At 49.2% G+C, this 21062-nt stretch carries 20 protein-coding genes; 8 read left to right on the top strand and 12 right to left on the bottom strand.

Translation table 11 applies throughout. From position 1 onward, the window contains the following. The first annotated feature begins 17 nt into the window (after positions 1-17). The 3 genes from hda to F566_RS0117095 all read left to right on the top strand — a co-directional run bounded on the left by hda (position 18) and on the right by F566_RS0117095 (position 2055). Entirely contained in the window at positions 18-728 is a 711-nt protein-coding gene (hda, locus tag F566_RS0117105; protein ID WP_020408238.1) for a DnaA regulatory inactivator Hda, read from the top strand. 182 nt (positions 729-910) lie between these two features. Then, a complete protein-coding gene (locus F566_RS0117100; RefSeq protein WP_020408237.1) occupies positions 911-1702 on the top strand; it encodes a ParA family protein in 792 nt (263 codons plus the stop codon). A gap of 2 nt (positions 1703-1704) precedes the next feature. Beyond that, a complete protein-coding gene (locus F566_RS0117095) occupies positions 1705-2055 on the top strand; it encodes a YqcC family protein (protein WP_033416456.1) in 351 nt (116 codons plus the stop codon). A gap of 46 nt (positions 2056-2101) precedes the next feature. Here the strand turns inward: F566_RS0117095 and F566_RS0117090 are convergent, their stop codons facing one another. The 6 genes from F566_RS0117090 to F566_RS0117065 all read right to left on the bottom strand — a co-directional run bounded on the left by F566_RS0117090 (position 2102) and on the right by F566_RS0117065 (position 7963). Then, on the bottom strand, positions 2102-2689 hold the full coding sequence (locus F566_RS0117090; RefSeq protein ID WP_020408235.1) for a uracil-DNA glycosylase family protein: 588 nt from the start codon (positions 2687-2689) through the stop codon (positions 2102-2104). 58 nt (positions 2690-2747) lie between these two features. Beyond that, positions 2748-3335 (bottom strand): RNA 2',3'-cyclic phosphodiesterase, encoded by a 588-nt coding sequence (gene thpR / locus F566_RS0117085; RefSeq protein WP_020408234.1) that lies wholly within the window; start codon positions 3333-3335, stop codon positions 2748-2750. A gap of 7 nt (positions 3336-3342) precedes the next feature. Further along, positions 3343-3534 carry a DUF1289 domain-containing protein gene (locus F566_RS0117080; protein ID WP_211210681.1) on the bottom strand — a complete coding sequence of 64 codons (192 nt, stop codon included), beginning with the start codon at positions 3532-3534 and terminating at the stop codon, positions 3343-3345. Between the two features lie 2 nt (positions 3535-3536). After that, on the bottom strand, positions 3537-6275 hold the full coding sequence (locus F566_RS0117075; protein ID WP_157496842.1) for a bifunctional diguanylate cyclase/phosphodiesterase: 2739 nt from the start codon (positions 6273-6275) through the stop codon (positions 3537-3539). 231 nt (positions 6276-6506) lie between these two features. Continuing rightward, a complete protein-coding gene (gene nadC, locus F566_RS0117070; RefSeq protein ID WP_020408231.1) occupies positions 6507-7361 on the bottom strand; it encodes a carboxylating nicotinate-nucleotide diphosphorylase in 855 nt (284 codons plus the stop codon). An 80-nt stretch (positions 7362-7441) separates the two neighbouring features. After that, positions 7442-7963, bottom strand: coding sequence for a retropepsin-like aspartic protease family protein (locus F566_RS0117065; protein ID WP_026180080.1), 522 nt, complete (start codon positions 7961-7963; stop codon positions 7442-7444). Positions 7964-8271: 308 nt separating this feature from the next. On the opposite strand from F566_RS0117065, the gene F566_RS33230 reads away from it, so the two are divergent. The 3 genes from F566_RS33230 to ampE all read left to right on the top strand — a co-directional run bounded on the left by F566_RS33230 (position 8272) and on the right by ampE (position 12492). Next, positions 8272-10731 carry a DUF1631 domain-containing protein gene (locus tag F566_RS33230; protein WP_020408229.1) on the top strand — a complete coding sequence of 820 codons (2460 nt, stop codon included), beginning with the start codon at positions 8272-8274 and terminating at the stop codon, positions 10729-10731. Between the two features lie 297 nt (positions 10732-11028). After that, on the top strand, positions 11029-11604 hold the full coding sequence (gene ampD / locus F566_RS0117055) for a 1,6-anhydro-N-acetylmuramyl-L-alanine amidase AmpD (protein WP_020408228.1): 576 nt from the start codon (positions 11029-11031) through the stop codon (positions 11602-11604). 12 nt (positions 11605-11616) lie between these two features. Next, the gene (gene ampE, locus F566_RS0117050; RefSeq protein ID WP_020408227.1) at positions 11617-12492 is read left to right on the top strand and encodes a regulatory signaling modulator protein AmpE; all 876 of its coding nucleotides are present in this window, start codon (positions 11617-11619) and stop codon (positions 12490-12492) included. A 65-nt stretch (positions 12493-12557) separates the two neighbouring features. Here ampE and F566_RS35560 read toward each other — a convergent pair whose 3' ends face one another. Beyond that, positions 12558-13115 carry a SecY-interacting protein Syd gene (locus F566_RS35560; RefSeq protein WP_020408226.1) on the bottom strand — a complete coding sequence of 186 codons (558 nt, stop codon included), beginning with the start codon at positions 13113-13115 and terminating at the stop codon, positions 12558-12560. Between the two features lie 483 nt (positions 13116-13598). Between F566_RS35560 and F566_RS34925 the strand changes: the two genes are divergently transcribed. Together F566_RS34925 and F566_RS35555 are read left to right on the top strand one after the other, a co-directional pair. Then, complete coding sequence (locus F566_RS34925; protein WP_051085362.1) at positions 13599-15077, top strand: methyl-accepting chemotaxis protein; 1479 nt, start codon at positions 13599-13601, stop codon at positions 15075-15077. After that, the gene (locus F566_RS35555; RefSeq protein WP_051085360.1) at positions 15032-15628 is read left to right on the top strand and encodes a methyl-accepting chemotaxis protein; all 597 of its coding nucleotides are present in this window, start codon (positions 15032-15034) and stop codon (positions 15626-15628) included. Before F566_RS34925 ends, F566_RS35555 begins: the two co-directional genes overlap by 46 nt. A 109-nt stretch (positions 15629-15737) precedes the next feature. Here the strand turns inward: F566_RS35555 and F566_RS0117035 are convergent, their stop codons facing one another. The 5 genes from F566_RS0117035 to F566_RS37375 form a co-directional block, all read right to left on the bottom strand. Beyond that, a complete protein-coding gene (locus tag F566_RS0117035) occupies positions 15738-16289 on the bottom strand; it encodes a cob(I)yrinic acid a,c-diamide adenosyltransferase (protein ID WP_020408225.1) in 552 nt (183 codons plus the stop codon). After that, complete coding sequence (locus tag F566_RS33215; protein WP_020408224.1) at positions 16279-17235, bottom strand: 2-dehydropantoate 2-reductase; 957 nt, start codon at positions 17233-17235, stop codon at positions 16279-16281. Before F566_RS33215 ends, F566_RS0117035 begins: the two co-directional genes overlap by 11 nt. 7 nt (positions 17236-17242) lie before the next feature. Beyond that, positions 17243-20107, bottom strand: a complete 2865-nt coding sequence (locus F566_RS0117025; protein WP_026180078.1) for a valine--tRNA ligase — start codon at positions 20105-20107, stop codon at positions 17243-17245. A 286-nt stretch (positions 20108-20393) separates the two neighbouring features. Then, positions 20394-20849 carry a hypothetical protein gene (locus F566_RS0117020; RefSeq protein WP_020408222.1) on the bottom strand — a complete coding sequence of 152 codons (456 nt, stop codon included), beginning with the start codon at positions 20847-20849 and terminating at the stop codon, positions 20394-20396. Next, the coding region (locus F566_RS37375) for a hypothetical protein (RefSeq protein ID WP_033416454.1) at positions 20846-21062 on the bottom strand (217 nt) is incomplete at its 5' end. The genes F566_RS37375 and F566_RS0117020, both read right to left, overlap by 4 nt.

Genomic DNA, 21062 nt, shown 5'->3' with positions numbered 1-21062 from the left:
ATTCAGTTGATAGACGCATGTCGAATAACTCTAATAATTCATCATTGACTCAGCTTGCGCTGAATCTCTCTTCCAACCCTTCAGCAGAGTTGGAAAATTATGTTGAGCCCGACGGAGGGCAGGTCGTCGCCACGGTCAGGAACTTTCTGGCTTCACCGGCGGAGACGATCTTGTTTATTTCTGGCGAAGGTGCGACCGGAAAAACTCATCTATTGCTGGCGGCAAGTCAGTTATATGAGACGGGAGAGGCGTTTTATCTGCCGTTCACCGAATTGATTTCAATGGATCCGGCCGTTTTGGAAGGGCTGGAGCATTGTCGGTTGTTGTGTCTTGATGATCTGGACAGGGTTGCCGGCCATCCTCAGTGGGAAGAGGCATTGTTCCATTTATTCAATCGTTGCCAGCAGCAACAGTCGCAGTGGATTGCCAGCGCCAACAAAACTCCCGGTAATTTAACCTGGCACCTGCCAGACCTGAAATCCAGGTTGGGCTGGGGGATTACTATCAAGCTCCCTGCTCTGGATGAAGTATTGCGTTTACAGGTGCTGGAGCAGCAGGCGCAACACTTTGGTTTTTTCCTGTCCGACGAGGTCAAACAGTTCATTATTAGAAGAGCACCCAGAGATCTTGGGTCGCTGACCAGCTTATTGAAGAAAATTGACCGGGCATCCCTGGAAGAGAAGAGAGCGATAACAGTCCCATTTGTTAAATCGATTACAGGGTGGTGACTCCGACGGTCAGTAGATGAGTTCTGCGGTACGCCTGGAAATATATCGGAAGATAGAGTACAACTTTTGGCTCATAATATATTTGTCTCATAATAAAGTTGTCTCAAAAAACGATACCACAAATGGCGACCTCCAATTTGCCGGTCGCTGGAGACGTGCCAATCAGGACATCCGGGGGATATATGCGCAGAGTGATATTCAATCAGAAAGGTGGAGTGGGCAAGTCCAGCATCACTTGCAACCTTGCTGCCATCAGTGCTGAACAGGGTTCCAAGACGTTAGTTGTTGATCTTGACCCGCAGGGAAATTCAAGTCTTTACCTATTAGGAAAACCGCCTGCCGAGTTGAAGGATACCGTTGCTGACTTTTTCGAGCAGTCTGTTGCCTTCAATATATTTAATAAGAAAACCGACGATTTTATCCATGCCACCCGTTTTCCGGGGCTTTTTGTGATGCCGGCAAGTCCAGAGCTAGACTATCTGGAACGTAAACTGGAAGCCAAGCATAAGATTTACAAATTGAGAGATGCGTTGATCAAGTTGGGGGAAAGCTTTGATCGTATCTTTATCGATACTGCCCCTGCATTGAATTTTTATACCCGGTCAGCCCTTATCGCGGCGCAACGCTGTTTGATTCCGTTTGACTGTGATGATTTCTCGCGTCAGGCACTTTACACCATTCTGGGAGAAATTCAGGATTTGCAGGAGGATCACAATCCTGATCTGCAGATTGAGGGGATTCTTGCCAATCAGTTTCAGCCAAGAGCGACACTACCCAGAAAAATTATCAATGATATGACCGAAGAAGGGTTGCCGGTATTGCCTGTGCAATTGAATTCTTCGGTCAAAATGAAAGAATCACATCAGGCTCATGAACCATTGATATACATGGCGCCTAAACATCCTTTGACCCTGCAGTTTATAAATCTCTACCAGGCTTTGCAGGGTGAAAACGTTACCGCGGAGGTTAACTGAAGTTGTCGGATAGCAGAGTTTTCCAGGAGCTGGCTGATGTGCTCCTGGATATGGAAGCAGAGTTGCGCAGGTTGGAGCTTTGGCGCAGTGAGCCACCTTCGGCAGAAGCCTTGAGGAGTCAGCAACCGTTCTGTATTGATACTCTGGAATTCCATGAGTGGCTGCAGTTCATTCTGATATCTCGGATGAAGGTGATTCTCGAAGCCGATGCGCCTTTACCTCAGGCCAGTGGTATCGTGCCCATGGCGGAAGAGGCCTATAAAGAGAATATTGAGCAAATGACAGTGTTGCTTGAGGTCATACAGCGCTTTGATGATCTGATTACTGAGTATCACGGAGATCCGTTGGTCTGATTCAGTGATGCCGGAAGGCGCAAAGTCATCCGCTATTAATGTGTTGTCAATTCAGCAATGTTTGCCTGATGAACTCCCGAACCGTGGGTATGACCTCTTCCTCAAACCAGGGGCGCTGTTTCAGCCACAGAGTATTACGGGGAGAGGGGTGCGGCAAGGGAATGTATGTGGGGAACCACTGCTGCCAGTTTCTGACATTGTCTGACAGCAACTTCCCTGCATCGGGCAAGTAGGCGCGCTGGGCATATTGGCCTATTAACAGCGTTGTTTTTACCTCAGGCATTAATTTCAGCGCTCTGTCATGCCAAGCTTCACGGCATTCGGGCCTGGGAGGAAGATCTCCGCTTTTGCCTTTTCCCGGATAGCAATATCCCATTGGCATGATGGCAACGCGGGCTGTGTCATAGAAGACGTCATCGGTTATTCCCAGCCATTTCCGCAATCGTACTCCACTCGGATCATTCCAGGGGATGCCGGTGGCATGAACTCTGGTTCCAGGTGCCTGGCCTATTACCAGTAGCCGGGCTGTTGATGAGAGTCTCAAGACAGGATTCGGTTCCAGGTGTTCTTCACAGATCCTGCACTTGCTGATTTCTGACAGGAGCCGGTCCAGTAGTTCAATTCTTTCGGTCATTTGGGGCATTTCTGTTGCGTTGTCGAAAAAAATAGAGGGCAGATAGTCTCTGAAAATGTCAACGGGGTCGCAAGGGGGACATTGCTGGTTCCTGACAAGTATTGAAAGGGTATTCTGCCTCTACCTCATATCGGGAGCCTTGTTCTGCGGTATGGCTGCTAAAAAGTGCAATTTTGCCAACATTGAACTGTAGGGGCAGTTCCGGAATATGGGCAAAATCTGGCTTCAGTCGATGGTTGATCCTGGCGAGAGTGATATGCGGACGGTATTGTCTGTTCTCCAGTGGGAAACCAATCCTATGTGCCGCTGCTGCGACTTCATCATGCAGTCTGGTCAGCTCACTAGATTCCTGTATTTCCATCGTCAGGCACCTTGGTCGCCGGGAAGAGGGGAATAATCTAATTCCTGCAGTGCTCAGCTTTATATCATCGAATTCTTTGCAGATCTGGCTGATATCTGGTGTCAGAGAGGAAAGTGTGTCGATAGATGTCTCACCCAGAAACAGTAAAGTGATATGAAGCTGCTGACGGGATTGCCAGCGCAGAAGAGAAAGTTTCATGGCATGAGTTTGCTTGAGATATTGAATATGCGCACTAATAAGACTCACAATCTCTGGCTCGGGGGTGATGCCTAGAAAACATCGCATGGCTGAATCAGGCTCCCCGCCTCTGGCGCTGTTTGAGCTCTTCCATGAGCCTCAGTTTCTGTTCATTGGTCAGGGAATGCCAATCCAGGATCTCCTGCAACGTCCGCTTGCAGCCACAACACACATCATATTGGTCCAGGCAGCAATTGCGTATGCAGGGATTCAGAGTCTTGGACGGAGGCTGGTGACGGTCCCGCATCATCAGCTTTCCAGGGGAAGATGTATCTGATTACCCTCAGCAGAGACCTTCCCATGTTTTAAGCCGTCAAAGAAGTTAGGTAGTGTAATGGACGGCATGGGATGTGCGTATAAATGTCCCTGTACCAGTCGAACGCCGTTGTTCCTGAAAAAAGCTTCCTGATCCGTTGTTTCCACACCTTCAATAATCACCTTGATATTCATTTTGTGGGCAATGGCTACGAGTGTTTCAGATATCGCCATATCGATATCCTGTCCGGGAACGTTACGCACCAGTGCTCTGTCTATTTTAAGTGCATCCACCGGTAATCTGGCCAGTGTTGAAACGGAGGATAATCCTGAGCCGAAGCTGTCGACGGTAATCTGAAGCCCCAGCGATTTCAGTTGTTCCAGGCGTTCTTCTGCCTCCTGCTGGTTGTGCAGTAGAACAGATTCGGCGATTTCCAGGCTAATATAAGTGGGATCAACCCTGGTTTCACTCAGCGCTGTTGCCAGCGTGTTTAGCAGTTCCGGGTGGTAGAACTGACGGGGCGAAATATTGACAGCCACTTTAACAGGGTGTTGGCTCATTGCCTGAATTGCGCGACACTGAAGGCAGGCATTGTATATGACCCATTGTCCCAGTGCCGGTAGCAGACCGCACTGTTCGGCGACGTCGATAAACTCAATGGGGGCCAGAATGCCTCGGGTCGGGTGTTTCCAGCGAAGCAAGGCTTCAAGGCCAATAACCCGGGCGCTCTCCAGGTCAATCTGTGGTTGGTAATAAATGTCGAACTGATGCTGCTCTATTGCTGCCCGAAGCTCTTGTTCGGTGTTCAGCAGCAGTTCCAATTCATCATTCATTTCTTTTCGATAGAGCTGAATGTTGTTGCGGCCAGCGCTTTTGGCTCGATACATGGCCATGTCTGCATTTTTGAGCAGGACGGAATAATCCTTACCATCCCTTGGTGCCAGCGTGATACCGATACTGGTAGTGATGACTAATTGCTGGCTGGGAAGGTTGATCGGCTGGATGATGCTCTCCAACAGGTTACGGCCGACACGGAGGCAACCTTCCTCACCATTGACCTTGTTAAGTAAGATGGCAAACTCATCACCTCCTAGGCGGGCAATCGTGTCTTCTTCACGGATACACATTTTAAGCCGGCGGCAAATCTCTTTTAATAATTCGTCACCGGCATCATGGCCCAGAGTGTCATTGATTCGTTTGAAGTGGTCGATATCAAGACTGATCAGACCGACTTCGTTTTGGTGACGAACAGCCTGCTTCAGGGCTTGGGTGCAGCGATCCTCGAAAAGCCTGCGATTAGCGGCTCCGGTGAGTACATCGTAGTGGGCTAGAAAATGGAGTTGGTTCTGAGTTTGTCTGATCGGGGTGATATTCTGGCCTACCAGGACAACTTGTGGGTGTTCGTCCTCCTCATCCACGACTCGGTTGATGTTCCAGAGCATGACGTGTTTGCTGCCGTCCAGGGCGTTTGCTTCGGTTTCAAAGTTCTCGACTGGAATGCCGGTTTCTAACACCTTTTTGATTTTCCACTCTGTTTCATCTCTGAATTCCGAGGGAACAAACCCTTCGATGTAGCTTCTGCCGTAGATATCCTCGCGGTTATATCCAAACAGGCGGGCTGCGGCATCGTTCCATTGCAGGATTCTGAATTCGTTATCCATGACCACGATAGGGCTGCCGGCGGTTTCTATCAATGCCCTGTAGCGGCGTGAACTCTGGCGGAATGACTTCTCTGCCTTTTGTCTAATGGCTACTTCGTTCTGCAGTTCGTAGTTGGTCATTTCAAGATCACGGGTGCGCTGGATGACCATTTCTTCCAGCCGGTTTTCCAGCTCGACGCGATCAGCAGTGAGTGCCCCGAGGTAATAGCTGGAGAATACAAAGACTGCTACCTCCAAATGCAGAAGATTCAGAATGTTCAATTCCATGGCTGGAGGATAGAGATGAAGTGCCGCTAGCACTGTAATGCCGGCAACGGATGCTGCCAGATTACTGTAGTATTGTGTGAATCTGAGGTTGGACCAGATGAGCAATGGTAAAAGGGCGAAAATCAGAAATCCGCCCATTTCAGTAATAAGTTGGCCGACAGTGAGCAGCAGTCCCATCCAGGCAACCACTTCAACAAAACGGTCCTGTAGGAGTCGGGATAGAAGTTCTGACTTGCGTTTTGCTGAGTAAGCCGGAAACCCTATCAGGGTGGGTAAGGCTGTGGACAGGAAAAGCATGGCAAGCAGTGAAAAAAGATCATACTTGCCTGGGAGTAATAGTGTGAAACCAAGTCCGGCCAGGCTTGAACAGGCCGCAGTACTAACCAGCAGGCTGATTAAAAATCTGAGAATAGTGGACTCAGCGCGGTGGTCCGGTTCCTCGGGGGTGAGCCAGGAGTATGCCCTGTAAAAAAGGTAAGACTGAAAGGCAACAAAAGCGGTGGAGAGTCCGGTAATGGAAGCGGCTTCCGACAGCGAGGCGGTCAGGTAAGACTGTCCGGCCGCAATTCCCGAGATCAGGGCCAGAAGGCCACCTGCCCACACAGCCGAATTGTTGTGGTGAAAATACAGTAAGGCTATCACTGCTGAAGCGGGAAACAGCAGTGGAGGGTAACCGGCGTTAAAAGAAAATAAAGCTGTGGTCAGGGCCAAAGCAATACCAGCTGCCAGCAGAACCAGGCTGCTGCCATGAAAAGTTCCCTTTTTGGGTGGCTCTTCCTGAACATGATGAGACGTATTCGGCATAGATTCCTTGGGATAAAAGGGATCACCTTTCACCACTCCTGGCTGAGCCCGCGAGGATGGGCGGGCTAAGTCAATCCTTTGTCTTCTTAGCACTGTTTTTATAAGGTCTGGGATCGGCTGATCCCAGCTAATTTAGTTTAGCAGATGTCTATGTGCAAGGATCACATATCCTGAAATAAATGTCAGGTTCTAATCGTTGTCAGGTCGCGTTTCCGGAGCATTCTGTTGGCCTCAGGGTTGGTGCTCTTCCATGCGCATGGACAGATCAATTGCATGGCAGTGTTTTGTCAGAGCTCCTATGGAAATAAAGTCAACGCCGGTTTCGGCGATAGCAACCAGGGTTTCGTCACTTATCCCGCCGGAGGCTTCCAGTTTTGCTCTGTTGGCAGTTAATGCAACGGCCTTGCTCATGGACTCCAGATCAAAGTTATCAAGCATAATGATATCTGCGCCGGCTGATATCGCCTCTTCAAGCTGTTGAAGTGTTTCCACTTCAACTTCAACAGGTTTGCCGGGGGCAATTTTTTTGGCTTCAGTTACAGCTTTTTGAATGCTGCCGCACGCCATGATGTGATTTTCTTTAATCAGAAAAGCATCCCAGAGACCGATACGATGATTTTGGCACCCTCCACAACGAGTTGCGTACTTTTGAGCAACCCGCAGACCAGGGAGGGTTTTTCTGGTGTCCAGAATACGGGTCTTGGTGTGGGATATCTTGTCGACATAATGACGAGCCGCTGTAGCAGTACCAGACATGGTTTGCAGAAAGTTCAGGGCTGGTCTTTCGGCTGTCAGCAAGGCTCTTGCATTACCCTTCACAGTAAATAGTCGACTATTTGCTGCCACTTGATCGCCGTCTTTGGCGGACCATTCAATAGAAGTGCTACTGTCCACCTGATGAAAAACCTCTTCTACCCAGGACTGGCCACAGAGTACGGCTGGTTCTCTGGTAATGACGTGAGCTGTGGCGGTGGTATCTGCTGCGATAAGCATTGCTGTAATGTCACCATCACCAACATCTTCCCGCAGTGCTTTGGTTGCGTCTTCTTTTATTGCCAGAGGGATTAAATCATCAAGAAGGTTCATATTGGCAGTCTTTCCAGATTTCAGGGATTAGATAAGGTGTATTCAAATACTGATTGCTGAGTTCTTCCAACAGGGCAAAGTTACTCGGAGCGAAGTATTAATTGATTGCCTTGCTGAGTAAACGATAAATATCGCAAAGCACTCATACCCAGTAACACTTCCTGGTCATCCATGCCGGGGAGTATGGTGGCGTGGACTTCGCGCAGGGTAAATGGGCCTAATTGCAACTGATCGATCACTGTTCGCGTTGCTCTGCTCGAGCCGTTGGCGGTCTGTACCCGGGTGGAGCCGAGCTCAGGCAGATTCAGTGAGCTGGCCATGGAGGCGGGAACAGCAACTACTGTCGCTCCTGTGTCTACCAGGAATTCCACTTCCTGGCCATTGATCTTTCCTGTAAACAGGTAATGGCCAAATCGATTCCGCTGTAATACCAGTTCTTCCCGGCCATCTTCTCCGCTCACAATTTCCAGCGTCTGGTTAGGATTGCGCTGGTGGTCTTCCCACATTCCAAACAATTGAGTGAGTAGTAACAGTCCTACGATCCAGGCTGCTGCCATCATCCATTTGCCGGTTTGACTGGGGCTTGGGCTTTCCGGATTCATCACTGGCTCCAAAAATACAACGGCGGCCATTGTACCTGATTGTCTGTAAGGCAGAAATCCTTCGCGAGATGTGTTGATTAATCATGTTTAACGCGTCAAAACCTCACGAAACCCTCATTCCCTGGGAAGTTGGACGGGTGAATTAAAAAAAGAATGTGAATTAGATCGCGCAGCTACATTTTGCAACAAACGTCGACATTATGACGGTATATACTCCATCCTAAGTCGAAATATTGTCGCAACCTGACAAATTTTGTCAGCTAAACTTATATATAGGGATGCTTGATCGGGCATACTGGAGTTCAAAAATGTCGCAGGGTACAAAAGTTGTACAGCTTGACAGCCACCGCGCTGATCAGGGAGCCGGAAAAGGGGTGAAGTTACCTGGCCCCTTGGAAAAGCTCCGTGATCGCTGCGGTGAACATCTGCGTAAATTGATGGTGCGTCTGTTTGACCAGATGGACGATACCTATTTTGATCTGGCCGATCAGGCAACCAGCAATGCTCAGCAATCCAACTATTTTGATGCGATGAGAGAGCTTCGGCTCAAAAAGAATCGTATCACAGCCCTGCTTGTGCAGGGATTTATACGTGACTTTCAGTTCCGCGACAGCAAGGATAAAAGCAAGAACAAAAAAGCACCAGTGGATATGGAGAACCTGTCTCTGGTGCAGGACGATGCTCTTGAAGAACAGGTTGCAGTTGACCACATGATCAACCGGTTTCAGTCGGAATCCGGGAAAGAGCTGGAGCATTTGAGCCTGCGAATAGATGCTTTGATGGCTACAGTTGATGTGGATGATCAGAATAACCCGCTAGGCCCGGCCTGCATCACCCGGAATTTTGCGTCCGCGTGCACAGATCTTGAGATGGATATCAAGGCTAAGCTGGTCTTTTTTAAATTGTTCGAGAAGCATGTACTGGCCCATCTGAAGTCAATGCTTGAAGCTTCCAACAAATACCTTATGGAGCAAGGCGTTATACCGGATATGTCGGTTGTGCGTCCAGTTCCTGCACCGCGTTATCATGGCCCCGTTGGCAGACGTCATGATCAAAGACCGATGGATCAGGACATGTATGTGCCCAATGAAATGGGTGGGCATCTTGTGGATTCATATGACGGCGTTCCTATGAGTGACGGGGTGACAGTCGATCCACTGGAACTGATCAGTCAGACTCAACGTCGCCCGTCGCTAAGCGGTGCAGCCCAATTGCCATTGCTGCAGCAGGGAACCCTGCTGAGCCTGCTTTCCACGGCTCAGCAGCATAACTCAAGGCTTCCAACGGTTTCCAACGGCCTGGTTGATTACACCCGGTTGCTTGAAAGAATGGTCAGGAATGATCAGGGGCAAGCCAGAGCGCGAGTCGGCGATAGCCACCAGGATGTCATGAACCTGGTTAACATGTTGTTTGAGTACATTCTAAGTGACCAGCAACTGCAGTCTTCCGTGAAAGCGCTGATTGCCCGCCTGCAGATTCCAATTGTCAAGGTTGCCTTGCTGGACAAGACTTTCTTTAATCAAGGTGGCCATCCGGCCCGGAAGCTGCTGAACGAGTTGGCAACGGCAGCCATCGGCTGGACCGAAAAGTCTTCCGGTGGCAACGACCCGTTCCTGAATAAGCTGGAAGAAGTGGTCCTCAGGCTTCTCAATGAATTTGAGAGTGATCTGACCATATTCGACGAAATTCTAGATGATTTTCATAAATTTCAGGAAAGCGAGAAAAAACGTCGCCAGTTAGTTGAGCAGAGAACCCGTGACTCAGAAGTTGGTAAGGCGAAATCTGAGGCTGCCAAAAAAGAAGTGCAGGAAGTACTGAATCAGTGTCTGGAGGGTGTTTCAGTGCCTGATCTGGTATTGGAGATTCTGCGCGAAGGCTGGAGCAGCTACATGGTGCTGTTGCATCTGAAATACGGCACTGAGCACGAACAGTGGAATGATTCACTGGCGACAGTCGATTCTCTCATCAATCCGACCAATCTGAATGGTGAAGCTGAACCTCTTGATATGGACGCAGTAGAAAGTGTGCTCGCGAAACTGAAGGAAGGTCTTTCTCAGACGGCCTTTAAACCGTTTGATCTGGACAAGTGTTTGCAGAAACTTGAAGCGGATATTGTCGATATTGCCCAGAAACGTCTTGCTACAGAAGTGGCGTTTGAAGAGGAATGCCACGCTGATTCGGAATCAGATCATGAGGATTTTGAGTCTGCTGTTCTTGGGGCGCTTGATTTGGGTGACCTGGAGGAAGTGGCTCAGAATATAGATGAGATCGAGCAGGAAGATGGTATTGAAGATGCTGCCAGCGTTATATCCGCAGCCTCGGACCAATCATTGATAGAGCCCTCAGAAGTAGAAGCATCACAGAGTACCCCTGTAACCAGGCAGAACCCTGGTACAGAAGAAGTCGTGACGGCTTCAGCGAAGATTGTTCTGGTGGAAGAAGAGTCGGATGCGGAAGTTGAAGAAACTGCTGATGAGAAAACGTTGCAACTTGTTGACCGGCTCAGAATTGGATCCTGGGTTGAAGTCAACGAGGGTGAAGAAAAGAAATACCGTTGCAAGCTGGCTGCAATCATCCAGACCACTGAAAAGTACATCTTTGTGAACCGTATGGGTGTAAAAGTGATGGAGAAAAGTCGTCTTGGATTGGCAATGGCACTGAAGACTCAGACTATGGCAATGCTGGATGACGGCTTACTGTTTGATCGCGCACTGGAATCAGTGATAGGTACCCTGCGCTCCAATAAGCCCAAGAAACAGGAAGCCTGATACGGATTTGCTATTTCTGAAGTCCGGGGAAGTAGAAAAAACGGGAGCTTAAGCTCCCGTTTTTTATGATTTAACTGACGGCAAGCTTTTATCTGCTATCAAATTCACCTATCTTTCAATACCGCAGTCTGATGAATTACCTGTTAAGGTTGTAGGGGTCTCTGTTAAACCTCTTTAGTTATCATTTCTGCGTCAAAAGTTGACTCTACCGACAATTATCAGAAGCACCTTAACATCGGCAGATAATGCTTGTTATTTTTTGACTGTGGGACTGAATTCGGAATAGATAGAAGCAATATGAAGCAGACAACACCAACTGAAACTGAGATTTTATCTGATGGTTGGTTTCGCAGTGTTAGAAGGGTGGAGTCTCCCAATTATAACCGGCGACCTGAAGGCCGTGGGATTGATATGATCGTGGTGCATAATATCAGTCTTCCGCCTGGGCAGTTTGGTGGCCCCCATATCGAACAATTCTTTCAGAACAACCTTGACCGGAATGCCCATCCTTATTTTCGGGACATTGCCGGAATGGAAGTTTCTGCACACTTTCTGATTCGCCGTAATGGTGAATTGGTTCAGTTCGTTTCAGTGAATGATCGAGCCTGGCATGCTGGAAAATCCTGCTGGGAGGGGGAAGAAAATTGCAACGATTTTTCTATAGGTATTGAGCTTGAGGGAACAGACGATACGGCCTATGAAGAGGCGCAGTATCAACAGCTGGCCGGGCTGATCCGTTGCCTTAAGCAACATTTTCCTGCGATCAGCGAATCCAGAATCGTTGGTCATAGTGATATTGCTCCTGGCAGGAAAACAGATCCTGGAAACTGTTTTGAATGGCCTACACTTAAATCCATGTTAAAGAATAACTAGAGCTGACCGCCCATGAAGTTTCTCGTATTACTGCTGACCTTTGTACTGCAACGTAAGTTTAATCTGACATTGAGTCGGCAGCATGACCAGTGGACCCGGCAGTTTCTGATGTTCTTTGAAGCGAAATTCCCTGTGATTCGTCATAACGCGACCCTTTATGTAGTGATAGCCATTGTGCTGCCAGCGCTGGCGTTGCTATTAGTCCTGACAATGATTGATGGCGTGTTGTTCGGAATGGCAACACTGTTTGTTCACATTATTATGCTGTTCCTGTGTCTGGGATGCGGTTATCTGAAACAAGCAGTAGAGCTGTACCGGACACAGTGGGAGGCGGAAAAGTATCAGTCTGCATTCCGGACGCTGGAGAGTGCGGATATCTTTATTGAAGATGCGGAGAAACTGACGCCTGCGGAGATTCATTATCAGGCGACTTCCCAGTATATGTATATGACCTTTCAGAGATACTTCATGGTGATATTCTGGTACATGATTGCAGGACCGGTCGGGGCGCTGGTGGCTCGACTGGCGCATGTGGCCGGGTGCGAGGCAACAGCCTATACTCCCCGGCAGGTGGGAATTGTGTATAAAGTGTTGGAATGGCTCCCGGCACGGTTGTTGGCGTTGAGTTTTGCGCTGGTCGGCAACTTTGCTGATACGATTAAAAGTAGTCTGAATTCGATGATTGACCCGGCTGTCAGTGCGTTGAAGGTTTTGCAGCAGGCGGCGGCCGGTGCCATTGAAAGTCTGCCTGCTGTTCCGACTGCCGGTGAGGCTAATGCACTCAGGGACAGCAGGCAGTTAATTGCATTGAGAGATCTTCTGAACCGCTCCGTGATGGTCTGGTTTTCAGTGATTGCACTACTCACAATTGTCGGATGGATGTCCTGATTCGCGCTGATACGCATAGTTTCCTTGTGGTTTACATTGAGTTTGCGTACCAGGACGAAACCGAATCAGACAGGAGTACACTCCCTGATAAAAGTGGCGAGACTTTCCGCAAGTCTGCGATGGGGGCGTCGACCCGGTATCTCCGCGAAAACTTCACCGGTAGCGTTATCAATCACCAGCACTTCCTCTCCCTGGCCGACCCCGAAGAATAGTGTCAATGGCTGGTGTTTCTTCATTTTCATAAACGCATGCCCGAGCAGGTTCTGCCTCAAAATATCCAGGTCTGCTTCATTCCAGATCTGGAGCAGGTGGATTTCACCGGCTGGGCTCCGGCAGTCAATACCATCGCTCCAGAAACTCCCAAAGTAAGCTTTGAGGTCAGGATGAATACTCGCTTCAAGTCCCTGTTCTAAACCATCCAGAATATGGTTGTTATTTTGAGGAGTGGGGTGCCAGTAGAGTTTTGAATTCTTACCGTCTAACGATGTAACAGCAGGGCCAGTAGCCCAGCCTTCCAGATCATTTTCAAGATCTGAACAAGGAGGATGGCCGGTTAGTGTTTGGTTGTTGGTGACAAAACTCTCCAGTAATGTGGACAAGGCCTGGGTGACTTCAGAGGTCATGATAGCTCTTCTGTTAAATGCAGGTTCATTTGATTTATATCCATAGATTTCAGCATGGCTGATTATAAAATATACATTAGCTTACAAAAAACAGCGGAATTTCAGCTTTGAATTGCTTTATGCTGACTTGCTGCCTATTCCCGTAGTCTACACTTGCAATTGAAGCCCCACAAAATCAGGCATTTAAAGTTGAAGAGTGGGGTTTGTGCGACCAAAAAGTGAAGATGGATTCTTTTTATGGAGGATGAATGCTTTTCTGGATGTCTGTCATAAGGTTTCCAGAGGAATGTCGTTTAATGGGAATTATATCTTAACGGGAGATATTCCCATAAGCCGGAGATGTACCGGGCTAGGGCTATGCTGCATTTATTGTTGGGAGTAACGGACCCCGAAGCAGTCGATAACTTGAGCAGAGTCGAAAACAGATAAGGAAAATAATAATTTCTAGCATCGGAAGCTCAACGAAGATGTCGAGGTAAAATCGTGAAGCAGATTTTATGGCCTGCTATCCAATTAATGAACCAGTTAAAACTGGTCTATAAGTTTCTACTAATCAGTATTCTCTTCCTTCTTCCCATTGCATTCATGGGATATATGCTGGTCAGCCAGTTGTATTCAGATATTCAACGTATTGAAAATGAAGTGTATGGCATCAAAGTCAGCCGTGATGCTGCCCAGTTGTTAAACCTCTCCCAGCAATATCGGGACTATCGGGCGACAGCCAAACTGCGCCAGAACCCAGGCCTGGAGGAGAAGTCGCTTCAGTTGCGAAAAGTCATCGGCGCTCAATTGGAAACCCTTAAAGGTGAAGACTACAGGTTTGACGAGAATGGTGATCTTGTTGCTCAACTGGAAGATCTTCAGCGTTCCTGGCGTAAGTTGGTGTCCGAAGATAATAACGAGTTTTCAATGGCCCCACAGATTGCCTATTACAGCGGTTTTGTGACCAAGGCAGAGAACTTTCTGGCTACTGTCCAACAGGTATCCGGTGTTGCTCAGGATCCTTCCAGGACGATCCAGTTTCTTATGGGGTTGTCCAATGAATACCTGATTAAAGCGACCGGAAAGATTGGTGAAGTCCGTGCCAGTGGTATCTTCTCATTGGTTGAGGGACGAGTCGGGTTTGATGTCAGTGATTACCTGAACAAGCTGTTTGATGAACTCACGGCGGTGAATGCCGGATTTACCAGCCAACTGGAAGTAACCTTGAGTTCAAGTGCTGAGGTGCGCAGTGGTCTGGCAGGTTCGGCTGAAGCCGCCAAGGGATTGGTGCTGGCAGCCAGAGATCAGTTGGATACCGAAATCATTACACCGATGGTGCTGGAGCAACAATGGTCTGACTTTGATAAATCGATCTCTACAAAAATAGCAGGCCTCTACGAGCTTAATACGAATATTTACGATCTGACGGAACAGTTTCTGGGAGCTCGTCTGGATGAACGTCAGACTACTCTGTTTGGTATTTTCGCTGTTCAGGCAGTGTTGCTGCTGATTATTGTGTATATTTCTATGGGTTTCTTTGTATCGGTTAAATCGACGATTGAGCGTTTTGCCCAAGGCGCCCGGCAGGTATCTGCGGGAGACCTGACGGTCAACCTGGATTCTTCCAACAAGGATGAAATGGGTGAGCTGACTCGCGAATTTAACCAGATGACTCAGAAGGTTCACCAATTGATGACACAACTGGTGGATACTGCCGGTGAGGTGGATAACCAGGCCAAGCGGGTGAATGATGTGGCCATTGCCAGCAGTGATGCTTCCAGCCGGCAGACAGAAGAAACCACGCAGATATCTGATGCCATGCACCAGATGGTGGATACAGTGGCGGAAGTGGCCTCCAGCTCGCAGGCTGCTCTACGGCGGCTCACCAGGCCGATGAGGAGGCTCAGAAAGGCAAGGTGGTGGTCGACGACACCATGCAGACCATTAATCGGCTTTCGGATGAGATTTCGTCTTCTGTAGATTCAATTAACCGGGTCTCGCAGGATTCACAGAATATTTCTCAGGTACTGGTAGAAATTCGGGCCATTGCGGAACAGACTAACTTGCTGGCGCTGAATGCTGCCATAGAGGCCGCCCGGGCCGGTGAGCAGGGACGAGGTTTTGCTGTAGTGGCAGATGAGGTTCGTACGTTGTCTCAGCGGACACAGAAGTCCACGGAAGAAATCGAAACGATGATTTCCCAGTTGCAGGCCGGTGTCAAAGAAGCTGTAGGTTCCATGCAGAGCAGTCAGGAAGTGACACAGTCTACAGTAGCACAATCACAGAATGTGGCAGAGGCCTTGGATCATATTGTTGCCTCGATTGCGACCATAGTGGACATGAGTCATCAGATTGCACAGGCAGCAGAGGAGCAGACGGCAGTTGCCAAGAATATCGACGAGAACGTCAGTCACATCTCGAATCTTGGGCGGGAAAGTATGGACAATGCGAGTCAGACACTTGAAAGCAGCCGGTCATTGTCCAAGCTGACGGATACTCTGCACGAGCTGCTTTCTTCCTTTAAGATCTAGAGGGCGTGACAAAATAATTGCCGCGATCATATGACGATTTAAAAAAGACCACCGGTTGGTGGTCTTTTCTTTAGTGCATGCCATTGGGGCTGGAATTCAGAGTCAGGTTTTAGAATTCAGTTTTGGTCCACAGGATTTCTTCATTATTGTTGCGCCGTGCCAGTGTTCGCGCTGCAACGAACATAAAGTCTGAGAGCCGGTTAAGGTATTTCTGAAGTTCCGGGCTGACCGTTTCTGTATTGCTCAGAGTCACTGCAATTCTTTCTGCTCTTCTGCACAGGCTGCGTGTCATGTGGCAGTGAGAGGCGGCTTTGTTACCTCCGGGCAGTATGAAATTCTTCAATGGCGGTAGTTGTTCATTGTACTCAACAATCCAGTTTTCCAGTCTCTCAATATGATTTGGTATGATGAGCTGGTAACCGGGCATGGCAATTTCTCCACCCAGATCGAAAAGATCATTCTGAATTGCCTGGAATATGGGTTTGAGATCATCTTCAGATTCCAGTTCCGAAATCACGATGCCCAGGCTACTGTTTGTTTCGTCCACAGCGCCAATCGCTTCAATTCGAATGGAGTCCTTTGCTACGCGTTGACCGTCTCCCAGTCCAGTAATACCTCCGTCACCTGTGCGAGTCACAATTTTTGAAAGTCTATTCCCCATGTGTGTTTCCTGATGAGTCTATGAGTTTAGAAGATGCTGGCAGGGATAATACCCTCTGTGTCAGTTGCTCGTTAATCTTTGCGTTCAGGCCATGCTCAGCGGCAAACTTGGCGACGAAGCCATTAATGGCCAGGATTTCAGTGGATTTTCCCCGGTAAATATCCTGAAGCATTGACGACACATTGGCAGCGGTGGCTGTTGCAACACTTATGATGCGGGCCTTGATCGTTTCATGATCTTCAGGGTAACCGGCCACCTGTAGTATCAATTCCAGTTCCCGGCTCAGTTCGTCAATGGTGTCCAGAAACAGCGGTTGTTGCAGGATATCTCCATTTCGACATTGGCAGATGGCGGTATAAGGATTGATGCCGCAGTTGATGGCCAGCTTTTTCCACAGTATTGCCCAGATATCTTCACTGATGTTGGAGCGGAACCCCGCCTGATTAAAAAGATCGCAGATGCTGCCGCAGCCAGAATTCTTGGCGATAGCATTCAGGGCTCCGAACCAGGTCTGGCCACGGCCGGCATGTATGATTTCCCCATTTGTCGGACGATTGGCTCCTTCTGTGGTGGAAGCCGCATAGAGAGCAATATTCGGAACACGTGAAGACTTCAGGTAATCAAGAATATCAAAGTGGCTCCCCAAACCATTTTGGAACAGGTAAACCTGTGAAGAGGTGGTCAGTCGGTGAGAAATACTTTGAAGGGCTGTCAGTGTGTCATTGCTTTTGGTTGTAATCAGAAGACGCTCAAGAGGCTGTTGGGAGTCTGGAGGTTCACAAGGGAGTGATACGACAAGCTGATCTTCAGGATTGCCCGTCAGACGGATATTCAGATTGCCTGTGGAATGTCGGGAAATCAATGTTATCGAACAATGCTGACTCAGGCGGGCTGCGAACAGCCCGCCGATAGAACCGGCGCCCAGTATGTGGATCGACGGCGTCATAGGTCGATTAGAGTGCTTCTATTCTGGCAATCTGTTCCTGCAGTTTGGACAAGGCATCTGCTGCTTCTTTCAGCTTGCTTTTCTCTTTTTCGACCACTTCTGCAGGTGCTTTGGCAACAAACTTCTCATTGGACAGTTTGCCATTCAGTCGTTGCTGTTCTTTGGTGAGCTTATCAATTTCCTTCTGCAGTCGTGCCAATTCGGCTGCTTTGTCGATGAGCCCTGCCATTGGTACCAGAACCTCAAGTTGACCGGCAAGCTGCGTCGCAGACGCGGGAGGTTCTTCACCATCCTGCAGGAAGCGGACAGATTCCAGTCTGGCGAGTTTTACCAGGACTGTCTCCTGTTTAGCCAGTTCCTGGCGGTCTTTATCGCTACCATGCGCCAGCAGTATCGGTAGAGGCTTGCCGGGTGCAATATCCATCTCACCACGAATGTTCCTGACAGCCAGCATGACTGACTTGAGCCATTCAATTGACTGTACCGCTTCCTCGTCAGCTTTCGACTCTTCCGGAACCGGGTAGGGCTGCAGCATGATGGTGTCGCCGGATTTGCCAGCGAGACCTTTCACTTTCTGCCAGATTTCCTCGGTAATGAACGGCATGATCGGATGGGCCAGTCGTAAGGCTGTCTCCAACACTCTGACAAGTGTTCTGCGAGTGCCGCGCTTGAGTTCATCTGATGCGTTGTCATCCCACAGTACTGGTTTGGACAACTCCAGATACCAATCACAGTATTCGTTCCAGATGAACTCGTAGATTGCCTGTGAGGCCAGGTCAAACCGGAACTGATCCATATGACGTGCCACTTCTGCCTCGGCATGCTGGAGGCGTGAAATAATCCAGCGATCCGCCAGGCTCAGCTCGACATCTGTGTTTTCCAGGCCGACATCCTGACCCTCGGTATTCATCAATACATAGCGGGCAGCGTTCCAGATCTTGTTACAGAAGTTCCGGAAACCTTCGACACGTCCCATATCGAACTTGATGTCCCGTCCGGTAGAAGCCAGCGAACACATGGTAAAACGCAATGCATCGGTGCCATAGCTGGCGATCCCTTCGGGAAACTCTGCATAGGTCTTTTTCTTGATTTGTTCTGCCATCTTGGGCTGCATCAGACCGGTGGTCCGTTTTTGAACAAGATGCTCCAGTTCGATACCGTCAACAATGTCCAGAGGGTCGAGCACATTTCCTTTGGACTTGGACATTTTCTGGCCTTCACTGTCCCGGACCAAGCCGTGAACGTACACGTACTTGAATGGTACTTGCGGAGTGCCGTCTTCATTTTTTATGAAGTGGGTAGTCATCATGATCATTCGGGCAACCCAAAAGAAAATGATGTCAAAGCCTGTTACCAGAACGTTGGTTGGATGGAAGGTCTTAAGCTCGGGGGTCTCCTCCGGCCAGCCCAGCGTTGAAAACGTCCACAAGGCCGAACTGAACCAGGTGTCCAGTACATCGTCATCCTGACGCAGGGTAATGTCTCCCAGGTCATGTTTTGCGCGGACCTCTGCTTCATCACGTCCGACGTAGAAGTTGCCCTGTTCGTCATACCATGCGGGGATACGGTGGCCCCACCACAGCTGGCGGCTGATGCACCAGTCCTGCAGGTCTCGCATCCAGGCGAAGTACATGTTCTCGTACTGCTTGGGAACAAACTGAATATGTCCCTCTTCAACCACATCGATGCAGGGTTTTGCCATTGCACTGGCTTTTACATACCACTGATCTGTTAACCAGGGTTCAATAATTACGCCGGAGCGGTCGCCGCGGGGAACTTTCAGCGCATGAGGGTCCACTTTTTCCAGCATTCCCTGAGAGTCAAAGTCCTCAATGATCAGTTTACGGGCTTCGAATCGATCCAGGCCGGCAAACTTCTCCGGTAGAGTCGTGTCCAGGTCGTTATTTACTGTGCCGTCAATATTGAAAACCTGTGCCTGTGCCAGAACGGCAGCATCACGGTCGAATATATTAACCAGTGGCAGTTGATGACGCTTGCCGACTTCGTAGTCATTAAAGTCATGGGCGGGTGTGATCTTCACGCAACCTGTACCGAACTCCCGGTCAACATAGTCATCAGCTACAACGGGAATACGGCGATTAACAACCGGCAGGATGACAAACTTGCCGATCAGATTCTGATAACGCTCGTCTTCCGGGTGTACAGCTACAGCGGTATCACCGAGCATGGTTTCGGGACGGGTCGTGGCGACAACCAGATAGTTTGCACCATCAGCGGTAGATGCTCCGTCAGCGAGTGGATAGCGAAAGTGCCACAGGTTGCCTTTCTCGTCGACGTTCTCTACCTCGAGATCGGAAATTGCTGTGTGGAGCTTTGGATCCCAGTTAACCAGGCGCTTCCCTCGGTAAATAAGACCATCTTCGTGTAGTCTGACGAAGGCTTCCTTAACAGCGTTGGAAAGACCTTCATCCATGGTGAAACGTTCTCTGGACCAGTCTACGGAAGAACCCAGGCGCCTGATCTGGCGGGTAATGGTGCCGCCGGATTGTTCCTTCCATTCCCAGACTTTTTCCAGGAACTTGTCTCGACCAAGATCATGGCGGGAGATGCCTTCCTGGGCAAGCTGCCGTTCGACGACCATTTGTGTTGCGATTCCCGCGTGATCTGTGCCGGGTTGCCAGAGGGTGTTGTCACCCTTCATGCGGTGATAACGCGTCAGGGCATCCATAATGGCATTATTGAACCCGTGCCCCATGTGCAGGCTGCCGGTGACATTGGGAGGAGGGATCATGATGCAGAAGGAGTTACTCTGCTCATTGGTGTTGGCCTGGTTGGGCTTAAAGAAGCCTTGCTGCTCCCAGTAGTTATACCACTGACTTTCTATCTGACCTGGTTGGTAGGTTTTTTCCATCATGCTGACTATGTATCTGGCTGAAAGTTATTTCGGTATTCAGGATTCCTGAGGGTTTGGGTAAACACTCATCGGAGTCCCGGTCATTCATATAAGTGCAGGTAAATGATGATACCTGGTTTTCCCGCGGCTGTCTGAGCCGGTCGGGCACCATTACTATCCCACCTGAAGGCAGGCGGTAGCAATGAAAAACAAAGGACCAGCATTATACACAGCGCACCATGTGCTTGATAGAACCATGGTGCGCATAATGTGGGGTCTGGAAGGAGGGGAGATTATGTTCCGGTCAGTCGACCATGTCGGAGCTGCCCAGATTAGGTGACCGGTATCCCAACTGACGAATGACCTCTGCACGAATCCGTTGTTCGATCTGAGGCATATATTCGGCCAGAACTTTCTGGGTTGCCAGATGGACGATGCGGTCCAGGTCCTGAGTGTCTTTCAGCGCGGAGCTGGCAGGACGCAGATTCTGCTGGTTCTCGAAGAACGTTTTGAACTGCTTCTGAAACTCGGCTCGCTCGTGTGCCAGCTTGGCCAGGTTCTCATAAGGAAGAAATGGGTTTTTCGCTTGTGTTTGCTCTGGATTGTTCACTGATTTCATCATATCGGTTCCTTCCAAAGAAGTTGCTGATCCTGTGGTTTGAGATGGAGCAGCCTTGTCCCTTACTTTTTGTTGCTCGAGGACTCGGTCGTCCAATAGTGGAATGATGTCGCTATCATTCCCGGCTATGGAGGCACTCATGATAATCCCTGTTCTCTGTAAGTATTAGGTTGTAGTACTGCTTCTACTGCTAAGGAGAGTCTGAATAACCCCAAGGTTCTGAGGTAATTCAAACTCTCGACGATATATGGCCGAATATTCAGAGTGTTTTTCCGGCCATTTTGGATCTTCCCCCCCTGTGGGGCGTCATCTGGGCTCACTGCCCCTATACCTGCAGCTCTTTCCTTGCCATCA

The organism is Hahella ganghwensis DSM 17046 (assembly GCF_000376785.1).
In the GTDB taxonomy this organism is placed as follows: Bacteria; Pseudomonadota; Gammaproteobacteria; order Pseudomonadales; family Oleiphilaceae; genus Hahella; species Hahella ganghwensis.
This window is presented reverse-complemented; position numbering and strand designations above follow the sequence as displayed.

Bases quoted from the DNA above. Each gene is read 5' to 3' on its own strand.
- hda (WP_020408238.1), top strand. From the start codon at position 18: ATGTCGAATAACTCTAATAATTCATCATTGACTCAGCTTGCGCTGAAT.
- F566_RS0117100 (WP_020408237.1), top strand. From the start codon at position 911: ATGCGCAGAGTGATATTCAATCAGAAAGGTGGAGTGGGCAAGTCCAGC.
- F566_RS0117090 (WP_020408235.1), bottom strand. From the start codon at position 2,689: ATGACCGAAAGAATTGAACTACTGGACCGGCTCCTGTCAGAAATCAGC.
- thpR (WP_020408234.1), bottom strand. From the start codon at position 3,335: ATGCGATGTTTTCTAGGCATCACCCCCGAGCCAGAGATTGTGAGTCTT.
- F566_RS0117080 (WP_211210681.1), bottom strand. From the start codon at position 3,534: ATGCGGGACCGTCACCAGCCTCCGTCCAAGACTCTGAATCCCTGCATA.
- F566_RS0117075 (WP_157496842.1), bottom strand. From the start codon at position 6,275: ATGCCGAATACGTCTCATCATGTTCAGGAAGAGCCACCCAAAAAGGGA.
- nadC (WP_020408231.1), bottom strand. From the start codon at position 7,361: ATGAACCTTCTTGATGATTTAATCCCTCTGGCAATAAAAGAAGACGCA.
- F566_RS0117065 (WP_026180080.1), bottom strand. From the start codon at position 7,963: ATGAATCCGGAAAGCCCAAGCCCCAGTCAAACCGGCAAATGGATGATG.
- F566_RS33230 (WP_020408229.1), top strand. From the start codon at position 8,272: ATGTCGCAGGGTACAAAAGTTGTACAGCTTGACAGCCACCGCGCTGAT.
- ampD (WP_020408228.1), top strand. From the start codon at position 11,029: ATGAAGCAGACAACACCAACTGAAACTGAGATTTTATCTGATGGTTGG.
- ampE (WP_020408227.1), top strand. From the start codon at position 11,617: ATGAAGTTTCTCGTATTACTGCTGACCTTTGTACTGCAACGTAAGTTT.
- F566_RS35560 (WP_020408226.1), bottom strand. From the start codon at position 13,115: ATGACCTCTGAAGTCACCCAGGCCTTGTCCACATTACTGGAGAGTTTT.
- F566_RS35555 (WP_051085360.1), top strand. From the start codon at position 15,032: ATGCAGACCATTAATCGGCTTTCGGATGAGATTTCGTCTTCTGTAGAT.
- F566_RS0117035 (WP_020408225.1), bottom strand. From the start codon at position 16,289: ATGGGGAATAGACTTTCAAAAATTGTGACTCGCACAGGTGACGGAGGT.
- F566_RS33215 (WP_020408224.1), bottom strand. From the start codon at position 17,235: ATGACGCCGTCGATCCACATACTGGGCGCCGGTTCTATCGGCGGGCTG.
- F566_RS0117025 (WP_026180078.1), bottom strand. From the start codon at position 20,107: ATGGAAAAAACCTACCAACCAGGTCAGATAGAAAGTCAGTGGTATAAC.
- F566_RS0117020 (WP_020408222.1), bottom strand. From the start codon at position 20,849: ATGAGTGCCTCCATAGCCGGGAATGATAGCGACATCATTCCACTATTG.